The following is a 17,453-nucleotide window of genomic DNA, read 5'->3' as shown; positions in this document are numbered from 1 at the left end:
GGCTCCTGGAAGGCGGTGGGCCAGCTCCGGGTCGACAGGCACCCGGAGGGCAGGTCACTTACACCATCTCGATGGCCATCGCGGTCGCTTCGCCGCCGCCGATGCACAGCGCGGCCACGCCGCGCTTGCCGCCGGTCTTCTTCAGGGCGCCCAGCAGGGTGACGACGATGCGCGCGCCGGAGGCGCCGATCGGGTGGCCCAGCGCGCAGGCGCCGCCGTGGATGTTGACCTTGTCGTGCGCGATGTCGAGGTCGCGCATGGCGGCCATCGGCACGGCGGCGAAGGCTTCGTTGATCTCGAACAGGTCGACGTCGCCCGCGGTCCAGCCGGTCTTCTTGAACAGCTTGTGCATCGCGCCGATCGGGGCCGTGGTAAACAGGTTCGGTTCCTGGGCATGGGTGGCGTGGCCGACGACGCGCGCCAGCGGCGTGAGACCGAGCTCCTTCGCTGTCGATGCGCGCATCATGACGAGGGCGGCGGCGCCGTCGTTGATCGACGAGGACGAGGCGGCCGTCACGGTGCCGTCCTTCTTGAAGGCCGGCCGCAGCGAGGCAATCTTGTCGACCTTGGCTTTCAACGGGCCTTCGTCCTTGTCGACGACCACGTCGCCGCCGCGCGAAGTCACGCCCACCGGTGCGATCTCCCAGTCGAAGGAGCCGTCATTGTTCGCCGCCTGCGCGCGCTTGACCGAGGTGATGGCGAAGTTGTCCTGTTCTTCGCGGGTGAAGCCGTAGGAGGCGACACACTCTTCGGCGAAGGTGCCCATCGAGCGGCCCTCTCCGGTCTTCTCGTTGCGCGAGTAGGCATCTTCCAGGCCGTCGAGCATCATGTGGTCGAACATCGGCGCGTGGCCGATACGGTAGCCGCCGCGTGCCTTCAAGATCAGGTAAGGGGCGTTGGTCATCGACTCCATGCCGCCGGCGACGACGACATCGGCACTGCCGGCGACCAGCTGGTCATGCGCGAAGATCGCGGCCTGCATGGCCGAGCCGCACATCTTCGACAGGGTCACGGCGCCGGTCGAGACCGGCAGGCCGGCCTTGATCAGGGCCTGGCGTGCCGGGGCCTGGCCCTGGCCGGCCATCAGGCAGTTGCCGAAATAGACGTGCTCGACCGACTGCGGATCGACGCCGGCACGCTCGACCGCGGCCTTGATTGCCACCGCACCGAGGTCACTTGCCGTTTTCGAGGAAAAATCGCCCTGGAAGGCGCCCATCGGGGTGCGGGCGGCGCCGACGATAACGACTGGATCATTCATGTTCTAGGTTCTCCAAAAGGGGTGGCGCATGCGGTGGCGCCGGGGTGGCGTTCGGTTGGTGGAAACGGATGTGCTGCGGGTAAGGAAAAATGTCGTGCACTTCGCCTGCCAGGATGCGGTCCTTGTGCGCCTGCCACCAGGCACGCGTCAACAGGTTCGCGTTGTGTTGTAGAAAATAGCGGCGGATCTTCGCGTTTCCAAGCAGGAAGCGGCCGAATTGCTCCGGGAAGACATCGTGCTTGCCGACCGGGTACCAGGGTTCGGCCGCCATTTCTTCTTCTTCGGTGCGCGCTTCGGGAATATCGCGGAACACGCAATCGGTGAGGTATTCGATTTCGTCGTAATCGTAAAACACGACCCGGCCCTGGCGCGTGACGCCGAAGTTTTTGTAGAGCATATCGCCCGGAAAAATATTCGCGGCGACCAGGTCGCGAATCGCATTGCCGTATTCGCGGATGCCGTGTTCGATGCGCGCGTCGTCGCCCGCCTTGTCGGCATCGGCCAGATAGAGATTGAGCGGCACCATGCGGCGCTCGATATACACGTGCCTGACGATGATGCGCTCGCCTTCGATCTCGACCAGGGACGGCGCATGGTGGCGCAATTCGGCCAGCAATTCTTCGGAAAAGCGCGCCAGCGGAAAGGCGACGTCGGAATATTCGAGGGTATCGGCCATGCGCCCCACGCGGTCGTGGTGTTTGACCAGTAAATATTTTTCCTTGATCTGGGCGCGCGTGGTGTCTTTCGGCGGCGGATAGAAATCCTTGATCACCTTGAATACGTAGGGGAAGGAGGGCAGTTCGAACACGAGCATGACCAGGCCGCGGATGCCGGGCGCGCTCTGGAAACGGTCCGAGCTGTGTTTCAAGTGCTGCAGGTAATCGCGGTAAAACAGCGTCTTGCCCTGTTTTTGCAGTCCGAGCAGGGTGTAGATCTCGCTTTTCGGTTTTCTCGGCATCAGGCTGCGCAGGAATTGCACATAGGCCGAGGGCACTTCCATATCGACCAGAAAATAAGCGCGCGTAAACGAAAACAGGATGGCGATCTGCTCCGGGTCGGTCAGCACGGTGTCGAGCACGAGTTGGCCGCGCCGGTTGTGCAGCACGGGAATCACGAACGGGTATTCGCGCGCGCCGTTGATGGCGCGCCCGACGATATAAGCGCCCTTGTTGCGGAAGAAGGGGCTCGACAGCACCTGGAATTGCTGGTTCGATTCGGGCTTGTCGAGGCCGAAGGTGGCGCGCAGGCGCGCTTCGACCAGTTGCACGTCATGCTCGAGGGCGGCGAACGGGCAGGCGAACTGGAAATTGGTGACGATGCGTTGCAAGGCGAAGCGCAAGCCGTCGGCAGCCGGGTAATACACGCGGTAGGTCGGAAGCACTTCGTCGGTCTCGATATACTCGGTCGAGATCACCGGACGCACGAAGATGAAATCGTTGTGGTAATAGGTGCGGTGCAGGATGTGGCAGCTGACGGAATTGAAGAAGGTTTCGGCCAGTTCCGGCTGCTTGTGACCGGACAGCAGGCCGATATAGTGCAGCTTGATTTCGCGCCAGACGTGGTCGGCCAGTTCTTCGGGCGCGTAATCGTCTTCCAGCGCGTGCACGGCTTCCTGCACGCGCTGGTCGTAATAATCGATGCGCTCGCGCGCGGCGCGTTGGGCGACGGACCAGTTGGCGGTCTCGAAATGGTGCTTGGCGGCCTGGCTGGCCTCGCGGAACAAGCGGTAATGCTTGTCGAAGCCGTCGAGGATGCTTCGCGCGATGTCGAAGGCGATCTGGGAAGAAAGCAGTTTAGGGAACGCAACTTGGGTCATCGTTCGTCTCGCGCCTGGGTCGGTTGAGCGGCTTTATTGCAACGGCTGGGTGGGCGCGGGAGGCCCACCCCGTCAATTTACATCGTTTCGCCAAACAGCTCGCGTCCGATCAGCATGCGGCGGATCTCGCTGGTGCCGGCGCCGATTTCGTAGAGCTTCGCATCGCGCCACAGGCGGCCGACCGGATATTCGTTGATATAGCCGTTGCCGCCCAGGGCCTGGATCGCCTCGCCGGCCATCCAGGTCGCCTTTTCGGCGCTGTACAAGATGGCGCCGGCGGCGTCCTTGCGCAGGGCGCGGATGGCGGCGGCGTTATCGGCGCGGTCGCAGGCCTGGCCGACGGCATACACGTAGGCGCGGCAAGCCATCATGGTCGAATACATGTCGGCGATCTTGCCTTGCATGAGCTGGAATTCGCCGATGGCCTGGCCGAACTGCTTGCGCTCGTGGATATAGGGCACGACCGCATCCATGCAGGCCGCCATGATGCCGAGCGGGCCGCCGGAGAGCACGGTGCGCTCGAAGTCGAGGCCCGACATCAGGACATTGACGCCCTTGCCGACGCCGCCGAGCACGTTTTCGACCGGCACTTCGCAATCCTGGAATACCAGTTCGCCCGTGTGCGAGCCGCGCATGCCGAGCTTGTCGAGCTTTTGCGCGATCGAAAAGCCGGCAAAGCCCTTTTCGATGAGGAAGGCGGTCATGCCGCGCGGGCCCGCTTCGAGGTCGGTCTTGGCGTAGACGACCAGGGTATCGGCGTCGGGGCCGTTGGTGATCCACATCTTGTTGCCGTTGAGGACGTAACGGTCGCCTTTCAGGTCGGCGCGCAGCTTCATGCTGACCACGTCGGAACCGGCGTTCGGTTCGGACATGGCCAATGCACCGATGTGCTCGCCCGAAATCAGCTTCGGCAGGTAGGTGCGTTTTTGTTCTTCGCTGCCGTTGCGCTTGATCTGGTTCACGCACAGGTTCGAGTGGGCGCCATAGGACAGGCCGACCGAGGCCGAGGCGCGCGAGATTTCTTCCATCGCGACGATGTGGGCCAGGTAGCCCATGTTGGCGCCGCCGTATTCCTCGCCCACCGTGATGCCGAGCAGGCCGAGCTCGCCCATCTTGCGCCACAGGTCCATCGGGAACTGGTCGCTACGGTCGATCTCGGCCGCGCGCGGCGCGATCTCCGCCGCGGCGAACTGTTGGACTGCTTCGCGCAGCGCGGCGATGTCTTCGCCATGGTCAAAGGTCAAGCCTGGAAGATGCAGCATGTCGTCCTCTCGGTGAGCGGGTTAGCGGTGGGCATGCGGCATGATACCGCTGTGTGACGTTAACGTAAACGTCAAGCAGAGGGCGCACATGCCGGCCCGCTCCGTTCGTGAATCAGGCGGCCCTGGTGTCCGGCGGGGTGCCGGGGGCGCCGGCTTCGGCCAGCAGGCGGCGGCATTCTTCCTCGTGCGCGGAAATTTCTTCCAATGCCATGTCGATATCGGCGCGTTGCTGTTCGAGCGTTTCGCGCTGGTGCGACAGCACCCCCAGGAAACGGTTGATTTGCGCCGCCGTGTCCTTGGGCGACTCGTACATGTCGACGATGCTCTTGATTTCCGACAGCGTCAGGCCGAGACGCTTGCCGCGCAGCGTCAGCTTCAAACGGGTACGGTCGCGCGGGGTGTAGACCCGGTTGCGTCCGCCGACGCCTTCGCGGCTCGGGCTCAGCAGGCCCTGGTCTTCGTAGAAGCGGATCGCGCGCGCGGTGATGTCGAATTCGCGCGCCAGTTCGGCGATGGTATAGGTCGTGGGCATGAAAGCGGCTGAAAGTGGCAGTTCGGGGAATCGCTTAGAATGTTTTCCGTTTACGTCAACGTCAACCACATTGTAGCGCGCCCGCCTTGCCTGACCACGAAAGATTGTCGACCATGAATCCGCTCGAATCCCAGCTCGTTTATCCTTTTGCCGACGAATTGCCCGCGCCCGGCGGCATGCGCGAGGTCGCGCCGGGCCTGTTCTGGCTGCGCATGGGCTTGCCGTTCGCGCTCGACCACATCAACCTGTGGCTGCTGCGCGACGAGCGCGCCGGGCGCAGCGGCTACACGGCGATCGATTGCGGCGTGGCCAACGATGCCACCCGCGCCAGCTGGGAACAAGTGTTCGCCGGCCCGCTGGCGGGCGCCCCGCTCGTGCGCGTGCTGGCCACCCATTGCCACCCGGATCACGTCGGCCTGTCGGGCTGGCTGTGCGGGCGTTTCCAGGCGCCGTTCTGGATCACGGCCGGCGAATTCGGCTTCGCGCGCATGATGGCGGCCGCCTTGCCGGGCGTCGACGGGCCCTCCGCGATTCCCCATTTCGAGCGCCACGGCCTGGTCGACGCCGGCATGCTCGAGCAGATGCGCAGCCGCCGCAATTACTATCCCTCGCTGGTGCCCGCCGTGCCCGCGTCCTACACCCGGCTGCAGGACGCGCAACGGATCCCGATCGGCACGGCCGAGTGGCGCGTGATCACCGGTTTCGGCCATTCGCCCGAACACGCGGCCCTGTATTCGCAGGCATTGAACGTGCTGATCTCGGGCGACATGGTCTTGCCGCGCATTTCAACGAATGTCTCGGTGTTCGCCGTCGAACCCGAAGGCAATCCGCTGCAGCACTACCTCGATTCGCTCGACAAGTTCGCCGGTTTGCCGGAAGACGTGCTGGTGCTGCCTTCGCACGGCAAACCCTTCCGCGGCCTGCACACGCGCATCGATCAATTACGCGCGCATCATGTGGCGCGCCTGGCCGAGGTGGAACAAGCATGCCGCGAGCCAGTCAGCGCCATGGACATCGTGCCGATCATGTTCCGGCGCAAGCTCGACGCCCACCAGCTCAGTTTTGCTTTGGGCGAAGCGCTCGCACACCTGCACAAACTTTGGAATGATGGTATGTTAAAGCGTGTAACTGGCGTCGATGGAATCATTCGCTTCCATCTGACCTGAACGATTTCCGGCCGGCGCCGCCTGGGTGTTCTCCCACCCTCCGGCGCCGGTGCGACGGCCCCCGGCCGACTGCGCGTGCCTCGCATGTGCTCACCAGTCGTTTCTGCGCGGACATAGATACGAACATATTCATGCTTAACGGAAATTTTGTGGCATGATTCGTTCAGCGTGCGAAAAATCTCTTCAATTTCCACACCTTTGTTAATTTATTGGCCGCAATCGTGTCATTAATGGTCTGCGGACCCCGTTAACTGACTTTTGTAGTCGAGCATGAAATAGTGCCATCATGAATTCCACGAACGAACGTGAGAGCTTTAGCGAGCGTCTCCAACAGGCGCTGAAAAACGCCCATTACTCGCCCGATAGCCCAACCCGCCTGGCGCGCGAATTTAACATTCGCTTCGAAGGCCGGCCGATCACGGTGCATGCAGCCCGCAAATGGCTCGTCGGCGAAGCGATTCCGACCCAGGAAAAGTTGCGCATGATTGCCCAGTGGCTGGGCGTGCCGGCCGATTGGCTGCGCTTCGGCGGCGCCGATACCCCGGACGCGCAAATGGACGGCAGCGCCAGCGCGCGTTTCGAATCGGCCGACGTCAAGCTGATCGCCGACCTGCAGCGCCTCGATGAGCATCACCGCCAGCTGGCCCGCGAATTCATTCGCATGCTGGTACGGATGAACCATCCGGCGCCCCCAAAGTAAGTCCGCGCCTTCGTCAAGACTGCGTTTCCTCTTACAAATTTTCTTCCTTGTCAGGCAGTACAAATTGTCCTGAACTGGCGCATAATCGACGTTCACAGCCGAGGAACGTGCGCCAATGAAAAGCAATTACATGAACACCGCCCAGCTGAAAGAACTCATGACGGCACCGCCGATGACGGCCGCGCGCCATGCCGAGGTAATGCGCAAGCGCATTGCCCAGCGCAGGATGCTGGAGGAAGCCAGGGAATTGAAGAAGGCCGGCGACGGCGACTACATGATGAAGCGCTGAGTATTTTCAGCGTCTCAGGTGGCTGGCGTATCCGGCGTGCCGCGCATGCCGGCCCAGCGCGGCGCGCTGTCGTTATCAATGCCGAGCAAATCCAGCACGCGATCGAGCGTCTGGTCGACCATCTCCTCGATGCTCGCGGGACGATGATAAAAGCTGGGCAAGGGTGGGAATACGATGGCACCCATCTCAGTCACCGCCGTCATGTTGCGCAGGTGCGCCAGGTTGAGCGGCGTTTCGCGCACCATCAGCACCAGGCGCCGCCGTTCCTTGAGGACGACATCGGCCGCGCGTGCGACCAGGTTGTCCGCCAGGCCATGGGCGACCGCCGCCAGGGTTTTCATCGAGCACGGTGCAATCACCATGCCATCGGTCTGGAACGAGCCGCTGGCGATCGATGCACCGATTTCACGGTTTTTATGGACGACGTGGGCCAGCGCCTCGACCTCGCGCCGCTGCATGCCGACTTCCTGGTGCAGGGTCAGGGAAGCGGCGTCGGACACCACCAGATGGGTCTCGACGCCGGCAACGCTGCGCAGGCGCGCCAGCAGGCGTACGCCGTAGACCGCGCCGGTCGCGCCGGTGATGCCGACGACGATCCGGCGTGGCCGGTCAGCCATTCTTCGGGAACAGCGCCTGCAGTTCGCCCGACGCGTACATCTCGTTCATGATGTCGGTACCGCCGATGAATTCGCCGTTCACGTACAGCTGCGGAACGGTAGGCCAGTTCGAATAGTCCTTGATGCCCTGGCGAACTTCCGGATCTTCCAGCACGTTGACGGTGGCGAGGTTGTCGACGCCGCAGGCTTTCAGGATCTGGATGGCGCGGCCGGAAAAGCCGCACTGCGGAAATTGCGCGGTGCCCTTCATGAACAGCACGACCGGAGTCGTGGTCACGGTTTCTTTGATCCAGGTTTGTACGTCGCTCATGTGCTTGCCTTTGGTGGAAATGGGTTGGATGGCGACATTCTATAAGAAATCGACCGCGGCGGTGCGTCGCAAGGCCCCTGGCCGCGGCTGGAGCGGCCGGCGCGATTGCGGTATGATCGGCCCGTTTCTTTTGTATCAACTACCCGGGATCATTCATGCAACAGCGCCCCAGCCCCGCGCCCTCGGCCGGTTTCAATGTCGTGCTCGCCGGCGTGCTTGGCTTTGTCGGCCTCTACGACCTTTATAGCGGCGCCACGCGCGACGGGGCAGGGGTAGTCATGACCGGGCTGGCGCTGACGATCTATGCCGCCGTCCTGCTGCGCGACGCGCTGCATATCAGGCAGACGGGCCAGCCGGCGCTGGGACGCAAGCGCATGAACCAGATCGGGCTGGCATGCCTGGCGCTGTATGTGTTGGGCGTGCTCGTCAAGCGCGTGCCGGAGATGGCGCAGTTTTTCGCTTGATGTCCAGGCTGGGCGCGCGCCCGCTGCGCGCCCTCTTGCACGGCTTACTTGCACGGCTTACTTGCGCAGCTTACTTGCGCAGCTTGGCGAAGGCCGCCGCCATCGCCCCGGCCGCATCCTGCGCGGCGGGACGCTCCTGGCGCCCATGCTGGGCCACGCGCCTGGCATCGGTGCGGTCGCCGCGCTGCTGCGGCTGCGCGCCCGGCTGGGGCGCCGTATCGGTCAAGCGCATCGTCAGCGCGATGCGCTTTCGCTTCGGATCGACTTCCAGCACCTTCACCTTGACGACCTGGCCTGCCTTGACCACCGTGTGCGGATCCTTGACGAAGGTGCTCGACAGCGCCGAGATATGCACCAGGCCGTCCTGGTGCACGCCGATGTCGACAAAGGCGCCGAAGGCGGCGACGTTGGTGACCACGCCTTCCAGGATCATGTCCGGGCGCAGGTCGCCGATCTCTTCCACGCCTTCCTTGAAGGTGGCGGTGCTGAATTCCGGGCGCGGATCGCGTCCCGGTTTTTCCAGTTCCTTCAGGATGTCGGTCACGGTCGGCACGCCGAACTGCTCGTCGGCATACCTGGCGGGATCGAGGCGCTTGATCAGGGCGCTGTCGCCGACGACCCCCTTCATGTCGCGCTTGACGTCCGCCAGGATCTTTTGCACCACCGGATACGATTCCGGGTGCACCGCCGAAGCGTCGAGCGGGTTGTCCCCGCCCATCACGCGCAGGAAGCCCGCCGCCTGCTCGAAGGTCTTGTCGCCCAGGCGCGGCACGGCTTTCAATGCCGCGCGCGAGGCGAAGGCGCCCTTCAGGTCGCGGTAGCTGACGATGCTCTGGGCCACGCTCGACGACAGGCCCGAGACGCGCGCCAGGAGCGGCGCCGACGCCGTGTTGACGTCGACCCCGACCGCGTTCACGCAATCCTCGACCACGGCGTCGAGCGAGCGCGCGAGCTGGGTTTGCGAGACGTCGTGCTGGTACTGGCCGACGCCGATCGATTTCGGATCGATCTTCACCAGTTCGGCCAGCGGGTCTTGCAGGCGGCGCGCGATCGAGACCGCGCCGCGGATCGACACGTCCATGTCGGGCAGCTCGCGCGAGGCGAATTCCGAAGCCGAATACACCGAGGCGCCCGCTTCCGACACCACGATCTTCGTCAGTTTCAGTTCCGGCTTCGCCTTGATCAGGTCCTGCGCCAGTTTATCCGTCTCGCGCGACGCGGTGCCGTTGCCGATCGAGATCAGGGAGACCTTGTGCTTCGCCGCCAACTGGCCCAGCACCTGCAGCGCGCCGTCCCAGTCGTTGCGCGGCTGGTGCGGGTAGATGGTGGCCGTGTCGACCACTTTGCCGGTGGCGTCGACCACCGCCACCTTGACGCCGGTGCGCAGGCCGGGATCGAGGCCCATGGTGGCGCGCTGGCCGGCGGGCGCGGCCAGCAGCAGCGCCTTCAGATTGCGCGCGAAGACCTTGATCGCGTCGAGCTCGGCCTTGTCGCGCAGGGCGCCCATCAATTCCGTCTCGATGTACATGAAGCTTTTCACGCGCCAGGTCCAGCGCGCCGTGTCGAGCAGCCATTTGTCGGCCGGCCGGCCCGCGCCCTTGATGCCGAAGCGTGCGGCGATGCGGCTTTCGCACGGATTGAGCGGCGCGTCCCATTTCGGTTTTTCAGGCTCGCTATCGAGGCGCAGGATCACGTCGAGGATGCCTTCGCGCCGACCGCGCATCAGCGCCAGTGCGCGGTGCGATGGAATGCTGGAAAGCGGCTCGGCGTAGTCGAAGTAATCCGCGAATTTTTCGCCCGCGTCCTGTTTGCCGTCGACCACTTTCGATTCGACCACGCCGTGCTCGCCCACATAGTCGCGCAGCGCTTGCAGCAGCGTGGCGTCTTCGGCGAAGCGTTCCATCAGGATCTGGCGCGCGCCGTCGAGCGCGGCCTTGGTATCGGGCACGCCGGGGTTGCTCACGCCGTCGGCGTTGCTGAAGGCCTCGCGCAGGTAGCGGGCCGCTTCCTGCTCCGGATTGCGCGACGGGTCGGCCAGTAAATCGTCGGCCAGCGGGGCCAGGCCGGCTTCGACCGCGATCTGCGCCTTGGTACGGCGCTTTTGTTTGTACGGAAGATACAAGTCCTCCAGGCGCGTCTTGTCCTCGGCCAGCGCGATCTGTTGCAGCAGTTCCGGCGTCATCTTGTTCTGCTCGGTGATCGAGGCGACGATCGCCGCGCGCCGGTCTTCCAGCTCGCGCAGGTAGCGCAGGCGTTCTTCCAGCAGGCGCAGCTGGATGTCGTCGAGGCCGCCGGTAGCTTCCTTGCGGTAGCGCGCGATGAAGGGAACGGTGGCGCCCTCGTCCAGCAGGGCAATGGCGGCGGCGACTTGCGCCGGCTTGGCGGCCAGCGCGATGGCAAGGCGTTGTTCGATGGAAGGCAGCATGGGACAGGAATTGGGTGGGTCAGGCGGGCAGTGTTACGCAAACCGGCGCGCAGCGCCAGTCTTGACAGACGCTGGCGGGCATGCCGTTAGACGCGGGCGCGGGCGCATGCCGGCGCGACGGCAGAGCGTGGTCCGGTCCACCGGGCAAGCGGCCGGCGATGCACGTGAATCCGGGAAAACAGAAGCGGACCGCGACGGACAGTGACCGGCACGGTGACGCGCCGGTTTCGGCAGCCAAACAACGTTTATCTCCCTCTGCGTACCTGGCAAGGCGGATGGCGGGGGCAACGACTGTTGTGAAAGCCAGCAATATGTAATGATGAAGAATCAGTCTTTCACACCGTAAAGATTTCTCGGGTACGTGCGATCACGAACAAAACTGAAGTGCCCGTATGAGAGATAATGGTGGTTGTTGTTTTTTTTTATACAGGTTCAGGGGCCCAATGCACACAGTTGATTTCCCACGCGAACACGCGAACGATGCCCCGGCACCGCGCACGGCACCAGCGCGCGCGCCCGCACTGCCCGCACCGGTGACGACCTGGCTGCAACGGGTCGAGGCAGCCGCGCATCCTCAACCCAAACTGAGCGCCGAAGTGCCCGATCCGAAGGCGGTCCAGTACAAGTTCGTGTATGTCATGGCGCCCACCAGCGGCGGACGCCACGTGGCGCTCTGCCTGTGCAAGGCACGCCTGCGCCCGAACGGCGAAGTCGCTGCCGCCAGCCCGGTCAACGAAGTGTTTTCGCTGCTCTCGGCCCCGCCCGCCTACCTCGAAGGCGAGGACGAAGACCTGGTGCGCTTCTTCATCGCCATGCGCAGCGGCGCCTCGCAGAGCACCAGTGCGACCGAGCCCAAGGGCAAGGTCGGCGCCATCCTGCTCGACCTTCTGTTACGTCAGGGCAAGCTGCTGTGGGCCAATTCCTGGGCCGACATGGCAAACGGCCTGGTCTATCCGCTGCAAGCCGGCCCGACCCGCCAGGCGAACCTGGCCTGGCGCGACGAAGGCCGTGCCGCCAAGCTCGGCTGGTCGGTGGAGCCGGCCAACGGCGCCACCCACCCGGGCGCGGACCTGATCGACTACATGCTGCCGACCGATCCGCCCTGGTATATCGACAACCTTTCCTGCGGTCCCCTGTCGCTCAACCGCGGCGGCGTCGACATCTCGCTGGCCGAATTGCAGGCGCTGGTCGCGCAGGCGCCTGTGCTGACCGGCAACGACAAGAAGCGCGTCTCTCAATTGCTGCTCGCCCATGGCCTGCAGGAACTGATGCCGCTGCCGCAGCCGCTGGTGCAGCGCCTGCGCGACGACGTCAAGCCGCAACCTTTCCTGTTGCTGGACGCGGTTGCCCTGGCCGATACCGGCACCCAGCGCTGGCATGATTTTGCCGTGCTCTCCTTCGACTACGACGGCCAGCGCGTCTCGTTCGACCCCTCGCAGCGCGTGGTGCGCCAGATCGGCGACGTCACCGAAATCATCGAGCGCGATGCCGCCGCCGAGGCCGCCGCCCTCGACACCCTGGGCGAACTGGGCTTTCGCAAACCGGCGACGGCGCCGCTGTCGGGCGTCGCCGGCGCGGTCCAGCTCGAGAGCCAGGCGCACTGGCTGCGTTTCGCCGAAAGCGAACTGGACGCGCTGTCGGATGCCGGCTGGCACCTGCAGAAATCGAACAAATACCGCTATGACGTGGTGCCGGTGGAAGACTGGTATGCCGAGATCGACGAGCCCGAAGAAGCCGGCAAAGCCTGGTTCGAGCTGGAGCTGGGCATCGTCGTGAACCGCAAGCGCGTGCCGCTGTTGCCGGTGCTGGTGCAGATGATCCGCAACGCACCGATGGATTTCGACCCGGCCGTGCTCGCCGCCCATGGCGAAGCCGACCAGATGCTGGCGACCCTGCCGGAAGGCGTGGGCGTCGCCCTGCCATGGGCGCGCGTGAAACCGATCCTGGCGACGCTGGGCGAACTTTATTTCAACGACAAGATCAAGAACCGCGTGCGGCTGTCGACGCTGGACGCGGGCCGCCTCGAAGAATTGGCGCGCGGCGTCGACATGCGCTGGTTCGGCGGCGAGCAATTGCGCGAGACCGGCCGCAAGCTGAGCCAGTTCGGTTCTGTCAAGAAGGTCGCGCCACCCGCCGGCCTGCAAGCGACGCTGCGCGATTACCAGCTCGACGGCTTGTCGTGGATGCAGTTCCTGCGCGAATACGACCTGGCCGGCATCCTGGCCGACGACATGGGTTTGGGCAAGACGGTGCAGACGCTGGCCCACATCCTGACCGAAAAGGAGGCAGGCCGCCTGACCAGTCCGGCCCTCGTCATTGCGCCGACCAGCCTGATGACGAACTGGCAGGAAGAAGCGGCGCGCTTCGCGCCGGGCTTGAAGGTGCTGCTGTTGCAGGGCAAGGAGCGCATCGACCTGTTCGACCAGATCGCCGGGGCCGACATCGTGCTCACGACGTACGCCCTGCTGCCGCGCGACGAGGAAAAACTGCGCGAACACCACTATCACTTGGTGATCCTGGACGAATCGCACTACATCAAGAACACGCGCTCGAAAGCGGCGCAGACGGCCGGCTCGCTCGACGCGAACCACCGCCTGTGCCTGACCGGCACGCCGCTGGAAAACCACCTGGGTGAACTGTGGTCGCAGTTCCATTTCCTGCTGCCGGGCCTGCTGGGCGAGGAAAAAGCCTTCAATACGCAGTTTCGCCACCCGATCGAACGCCAGGACGATCCGGTGCGGCGCATGCTGCTGAATCGCCGCATCCGTCCATTCCTGCTGCGCCGCACGAAAGACAATGTTGCCAAGGAACTGCCGCAAAAAACGGAAATGGTGCGCCGGGTCGAATTGACCGGTCCCCAGCGCGACCTGTACGAAACCGTGCGCCTGGCGATGGACAAGAAAGTGCGCGAGGAAATCGACCGCAAGGGCGTGGCGCGCAGCCAGATCGTGATCCTGGAAGCGCTCTTGAAACTGCGCCAGGTCTGCTGCGATCCGCGCTTGGTCAAGGCCATGCCGTCGAAGAAGAACACGGCGGCGATCTCGGCCAAGCTGACCGACCTGATGCAAATGGTCGACGACTTGCTGGAAGAGGGCCGCAAGATCCTCGTGTTTTCGCAATTTACCAGCATGCTGGCGCTGATCGAGGAAGAACTCGCCGCGCGCGGCATCCGCTATGCGATCCTCACCGGCGAAACGCGCGACCGCTCGGCGCAAGTGGCCGCCTTCCAGCAGGGCGCGGTGCCGATCTTCCTGATCAGTTTGAAGGCCGGCGGCGTCGGCCTGAACCTGACCGCGGCCGATACCGTGATCCACTACGACCCGTGGTGGAATCCGGCGGCGGAAAACCAGGCCACCGACCGCGCCTGGCGCATCGGGCAAGACAAGCCTGTATTCGTCTATAAACTGATCGCGAAAGGCACGCTGGAAGAAAAGATCCAGTTGCTGCAGCAAAAAAAATCGGAGCTGGCGAACTCGATCCTGGCCGAAGGCGAATCGCAAAAGATGGCGTTGACGCAGGAAGACTTGCAGGCGATTTTCGCGCCCCTGGCAGAGCAGTAATGCGGTCGCACGCATGACCATGCCCGCCTCGGCGGGCATTTTTTTTATCGTTCCAGGATTTGTATGCGGCCTGAATAGAATCCGGTGCGTTTCGACGTATATTGAAAGATAATGAACACCTGCGGTGATCGGACGGCGCCAGCGCGCGCTAGTGCTGCAAGACGCGCCTATACAGAAGGGCATGCCCGGCGATATACTCGCCGGTGGTGCCGGTCCCGGCTCGCCCCGTTTGCTCTAGTTTTTGGAAGGGTTTGGATGAATCGCAGCGCCAGCATCGATTGTCGCGACCATGCCGGCCTGGCGCTGGCCGAGCAGTTTCGGGTCATTGCCGAAATCGGCGGCGACATTGCCTTCAGCATCGATTGCGCCAGCGTCCAGCTGCGCTATCTCAGCCCTTCTGTCGAGCAGCTGATCGGTTACACCCCCGAGGAATTGGCGGACGGGATGGGACCGGGCGCAAACGGCCTGTTGGCGGCGCTCTGTGCCGGCTTGCCGGAACGCCTGCGCCGCCTGCGCGCCGGCGACCGCAGCCGCCTGCGCCTGGTGCGCGAAACCGAATTCCACGGTGCCCACGGTTATCCGATCCCGGTCGAAATCATTTCTTGCCTGCTGTGCGACGACGATGGCCAGCCGCGCTCGCTCGTCGGCCTGGTGCGCGACCTGTCGTCGCGGCGCCTGCGCGAAGCGGAACAGAAGCGCTTTGCCAGCATGCTGAACCACGAGTTCCGTACGCCCCTGTCGACCATCGACGGCGCCATCCAGCGTCTCGAAGCCACCGGCGCCGATGCCGACGAAGCCACCCGCGCGCGCTACCGCAAGATCGCGCTGGCCGCCGACCGCCTGATCGGCATGCTCGACCATTACCTGTCGCCCGAGCGCATGGCCGGCATCGGCAGCGAGCGCCAGCCGACTTCGCTGGCGCCGCGCGCCTTGCTGGAAGAGGGGGCCGGGCAATTACGCGCGGCCGGCCGGGTGGCCAGCATCCAGGCGTGCGACTTGCCCGCGAGCTTGCGCTGCGAACCGGAAGGCTTGCGCCTGGCGCTGAAGGTATTGATCGACAACGCCATCGCCTATTCGCCGCCCACTTCGCCGGTCGTGTTGCTGGGACGGCTGGCGGCCAGCGGCATCGAACTGGGCGTGCGCGACCACGGTCCTGGCGTGCCCCAGGATGAACGAGGCTGCGTGTTCGACAAGTTCTATCGTGGACGCAATGCCGACGGCATGCCGGGCAGCGGCCTGGGCCTGTACATCGCGCGTTCGATCGTCGAAGTGCATGGCGGGGTGCTCAGCCTGGTCACCCCGGCCGGCGGCGGCGCCGAATTCCGCATCTGGCTGCCGGCGGCCGGCGCCGCGCATTCCCTTGCGCGCCAGGGTTCGACCCCCGATTCTGCGGCTGCTGAAGCAATGGCCCTGCCACCCATGACTGGCAATACACAATGAAGGACACGGCAATCCGATGACGCAGATATTGATTGTGGAAGACAACGGCGACTATGCCGGGGACATGGCCGATTTCCTGCGCGAACTTGAACATCACGTGACGATTGCCACCTCCGCCAGCGAAATGTGGGCGGTGCTGACGCGCACCCCGGCCGCGGTCGTGGTGCTCGACCTCGGCCTGCCCGATGAAGACGGCTTTGCCGTGATTCCGCGCATGCGCCAGCTGTATCCGGAAATCGGCCTGCTGGTGCTGACCGGGCGCGTCGCCTTCGACAACCGCATCCTCGGCCTGCAACTGGGTGCCGACCATTATTTGACCAAGCCGATCAAGTTCCCGGAACTGGCCGCCCACATCGAAGCGCTGGGACGGCGCGTGCGCCCGGCCGAACCGGCGCCGGCGCCGGTGAAATGGACCCTGCGCGTGAGCGCGCGCCAGCTCGAACTGATGGGAAAATTGATCGATCTGACGGAAAAGGAATTCAATTTCCTGCACCTGTTGACGATCAACACCCGCCCCGTCCCGCGCGCCACGATCGTGGCCGGGATGGGCGGCGACGATCCGGACGCCAGCCGGCGCGTCGATATGCTGGTGTATCGGCTGCGCAAGAAGACGCGGTCCGCGTTGGGGCAGGAGTTGCCGCTGCGTAGTGCGTATGGCGAGGGCTACAGTTTATCGGCCGGCTTCACGCTGGCCTGAACGGGGTGCACCCGAGGATCACCCCGGGGGAAGCAGCTGGAAAATAAATCGGGGACATGGTGCTAGAATGGCTGGCATGTCCTTCGCACCGACGTCGCCATGGCCCGCCAACCCCGCCTCATCCTCCCCAAGCAACCCCACTATATCCTCCAGCGCGGCAACGACCGCCAATCGATCTTCCGCGACCCGGACGATTACGCGCGCTTTCTCGGCTGGCTGGCCGAAGCGGCCCGCTCCTGTCGCGTCGCCATCCATGCCTACGCGCTGCTGCCGAGCCAGCTGCACTTGCTGGCCACCCCCGAGACGGCGGCAAGCCTGGCGGCGATGATGCAAAAGATCGGGCGCCTGTACGTGCCCTGGTACAACGCCAAATACGAACGCGCCGGCGGCTTGTTCGAAGGGCGCTTCCGCACCGCCGTGGTCGATACCGACCAGCACTTCCTGCAGTGCAGCCGGTTCATCGAACTGGCCCCCGTGCGCGCCGGTGAGGCGGCCGGGCCGGACGGCTACTCCTGGTCGAGCTACCGCCACCATGCCGGCGTGCAGGCCGATGCCGTCATCACCGAACACGCCCGCTTCTGGGGACTGGGCAATACGCCCTTCCAGCGCGAGGCGGCGTATATCGACCTGGTCGGGCAGGGCATCGGCGCGGACGAACTGGCGCAGATCGCCAATGCGGTCCAGAAGGGGCAGCCGCTCGGCTCGCACGCCTTCAAGGCCCAGCTCGAACATGCCACCCAGCGCCGTATCCTGCCTGCCAAGCGCGGCCGTCCATTCAAACAGCCACCGGTGACATCGGCGTAATACAAGCCGGCGGTGTCCTGCCGTCGGACGACTTTATGTTGCATTTGTGCCGGGCAAACCGTCGCCGTGGCCGTCGTTCAACCTGTCCCTATTTAACTTATTGCTTACGCATA

The 17,453-nt window shown here is 64.3% G+C and carries 15 protein-coding genes; 8 read left to right on the top strand and 7 right to left on the bottom strand.

Translation table 11 applies throughout. The features are described 5' to 3' along the window. Window positions 1–58: 58 nt before the first annotated feature. The 4 genes from ACFPOU_RS06135 to ACFPOU_RS06120 form a co-directional block, all read right to left on the bottom strand. Window positions 59–1,258 carry an acetyl-CoA C-acyltransferase gene (locus ACFPOU_RS06135; RefSeq protein WP_379718238.1) on the bottom strand — a complete coding sequence of 400 codons (1,200 nt, stop codon included), beginning with the start codon at window positions 1,256–1,258 and terminating at the stop codon, window positions 59–61. Beyond that, window positions 1,251–3,074 carry a bifunctional isocitrate dehydrogenase kinase/phosphatase gene (gene aceK, locus ACFPOU_RS06130; RefSeq protein WP_379718236.1) on the bottom strand — a complete coding sequence of 608 codons (1,824 nt, stop codon included), beginning with the start codon at window positions 3,072–3,074 and terminating at the stop codon, window positions 1,251–1,253. The genes ACFPOU_RS06135 and aceK overlap by 8 nt, the downstream gene beginning before the upstream one ends. A gap of 77 nt (window positions 3,075–3,151) precedes the next feature. After that, window positions 3,152–4,336 (bottom strand): isovaleryl-CoA dehydrogenase, encoded by a 1,185-nt coding sequence (locus tag ACFPOU_RS06125; protein WP_379718234.1) that lies wholly within the window; start codon window positions 4,334–4,336, stop codon window positions 3,152–3,154. Between the two features lie 112 nt (window positions 4,337–4,448). Then, window positions 4,449–4,868: a MerR family transcriptional regulator gene (locus ACFPOU_RS06120; protein ID WP_379718232.1), complete on the bottom strand. Its 420-nt coding sequence runs from the start codon at window positions 4,866–4,868 to the stop codon at window positions 4,449–4,451. Between the two features lie 113 nt (window positions 4,869–4,981). On the opposite strand from ACFPOU_RS06120, the gene ACFPOU_RS06115 reads away from it, so the two are divergent. From ACFPOU_RS06115 to ACFPOU_RS06105, 3 genes are all read left to right on the top strand, one after another. Continuing rightward, window positions 4,982–6,034, top strand: coding sequence for an MBL fold metallo-hydrolase (locus ACFPOU_RS06115; RefSeq protein ID WP_379718230.1), 1,053 nt, complete (start codon window positions 4,982–4,984; stop codon window positions 6,032–6,034). A 286-nt stretch (window positions 6,035–6,320) separates the two neighbouring features. Next, window positions 6,321–6,734, top strand: coding sequence for a hypothetical protein (locus tag ACFPOU_RS06110; protein ID WP_379718228.1), 414 nt, complete (start codon window positions 6,321–6,323; stop codon window positions 6,732–6,734). 115 nt (window positions 6,735–6,849) lie between these two features. Beyond that, window positions 6,850–7,023: a hypothetical protein gene (locus ACFPOU_RS06105; protein WP_379718226.1), complete on the top strand. Its 174-nt coding sequence runs from the start codon at window positions 6,850–6,852 to the stop codon at window positions 7,021–7,023. Between the two features lie 14 nt (window positions 7,024–7,037). On the opposite strand, the gene ACFPOU_RS06100 is transcribed toward ACFPOU_RS06105, so the two are convergent. Both ACFPOU_RS06100 and grxD read right to left on the bottom strand, forming a co-directional pair. After that, the gene (locus ACFPOU_RS06100) at window positions 7,038–7,640 is read right to left on the bottom strand and encodes a UbiX family flavin prenyltransferase (protein WP_379718224.1); all 603 of its coding nucleotides are present in this window, start codon (window positions 7,638–7,640) and stop codon (window positions 7,038–7,040) included. Further along, a complete protein-coding gene (gene grxD, locus ACFPOU_RS06095) occupies window positions 7,633–7,950 on the bottom strand; it encodes a Grx4 family monothiol glutaredoxin (RefSeq protein ID WP_379718222.1) in 318 nt (105 codons plus the stop codon). Before grxD ends, ACFPOU_RS06100 begins: the two co-directional genes overlap by 8 nt. 155 nt (window positions 7,951–8,105) lie before the next feature. On the opposite strand from grxD, the gene ACFPOU_RS06090 reads away from it, so the two are divergent. Then, the gene (locus ACFPOU_RS06090) at window positions 8,106–8,414 is read left to right on the top strand and encodes a hypothetical protein (RefSeq protein ID WP_379718220.1); all 309 of its coding nucleotides are present in this window, start codon (window positions 8,106–8,108) and stop codon (window positions 8,412–8,414) included. A 70-nt stretch (window positions 8,415–8,484) separates the two neighbouring features. On the opposite strand, the gene ACFPOU_RS06085 is transcribed toward ACFPOU_RS06090, so the two are convergent. Further along, a complete protein-coding gene (locus tag ACFPOU_RS06085; RefSeq protein WP_379718218.1) occupies window positions 8,485–10,839 on the bottom strand; it encodes a Tex family protein in 2,355 nt (784 codons plus the stop codon). Window positions 10,840–11,282: 443 nt separating this feature from the next. Between ACFPOU_RS06085 and ACFPOU_RS06080 the strand changes: the two genes are divergently transcribed. From ACFPOU_RS06080 to ACFPOU_RS06065, 4 genes are all read left to right on the top strand, one after another. Beyond that, window positions 11,283–14,399, top strand: coding sequence for a DEAD/DEAH box helicase (locus tag ACFPOU_RS06080; protein WP_379718216.1), 3,117 nt, complete (start codon window positions 11,283–11,285; stop codon window positions 14,397–14,399). Between the two features lie 255 nt (window positions 14,400–14,654). Beyond that, on the top strand, window positions 14,655–15,839 hold the full coding sequence (locus ACFPOU_RS06075) for a PAS domain-containing sensor histidine kinase (RefSeq protein ID WP_379718214.1): 1,185 nt from the start codon (window positions 14,655–14,657) through the stop codon (window positions 15,837–15,839). Window positions 15,840–15,855: 16 nt separating this feature from the next. Next, window positions 15,856–16,536 (top strand): response regulator transcription factor, encoded by a 681-nt coding sequence (locus tag ACFPOU_RS06070; protein WP_379718212.1) that lies wholly within the window; start codon window positions 15,856–15,858, stop codon window positions 16,534–16,536. Window positions 16,537–16,635: 99 nt separating this feature from the next. Further along, a complete protein-coding gene (locus tag ACFPOU_RS06065) occupies window positions 16,636–17,340 on the top strand; it encodes a transposase (RefSeq protein WP_379718210.1) in 705 nt (234 codons plus the stop codon). Window positions 17,341–17,453: the final 113 nt, after the last annotated feature.

Source organism: Massilia jejuensis, from assembly GCF_042656795.1.
GTDB lineage: Bacteria > Pseudomonadota > Gammaproteobacteria > Burkholderiales > Burkholderiaceae_D > Telluria > Telluria jejuensis.
The sequence above is the reverse complement of the archived record's forward strand: the minus strand, read 5'-3'. Positions and strand labels throughout refer to the sequence as shown.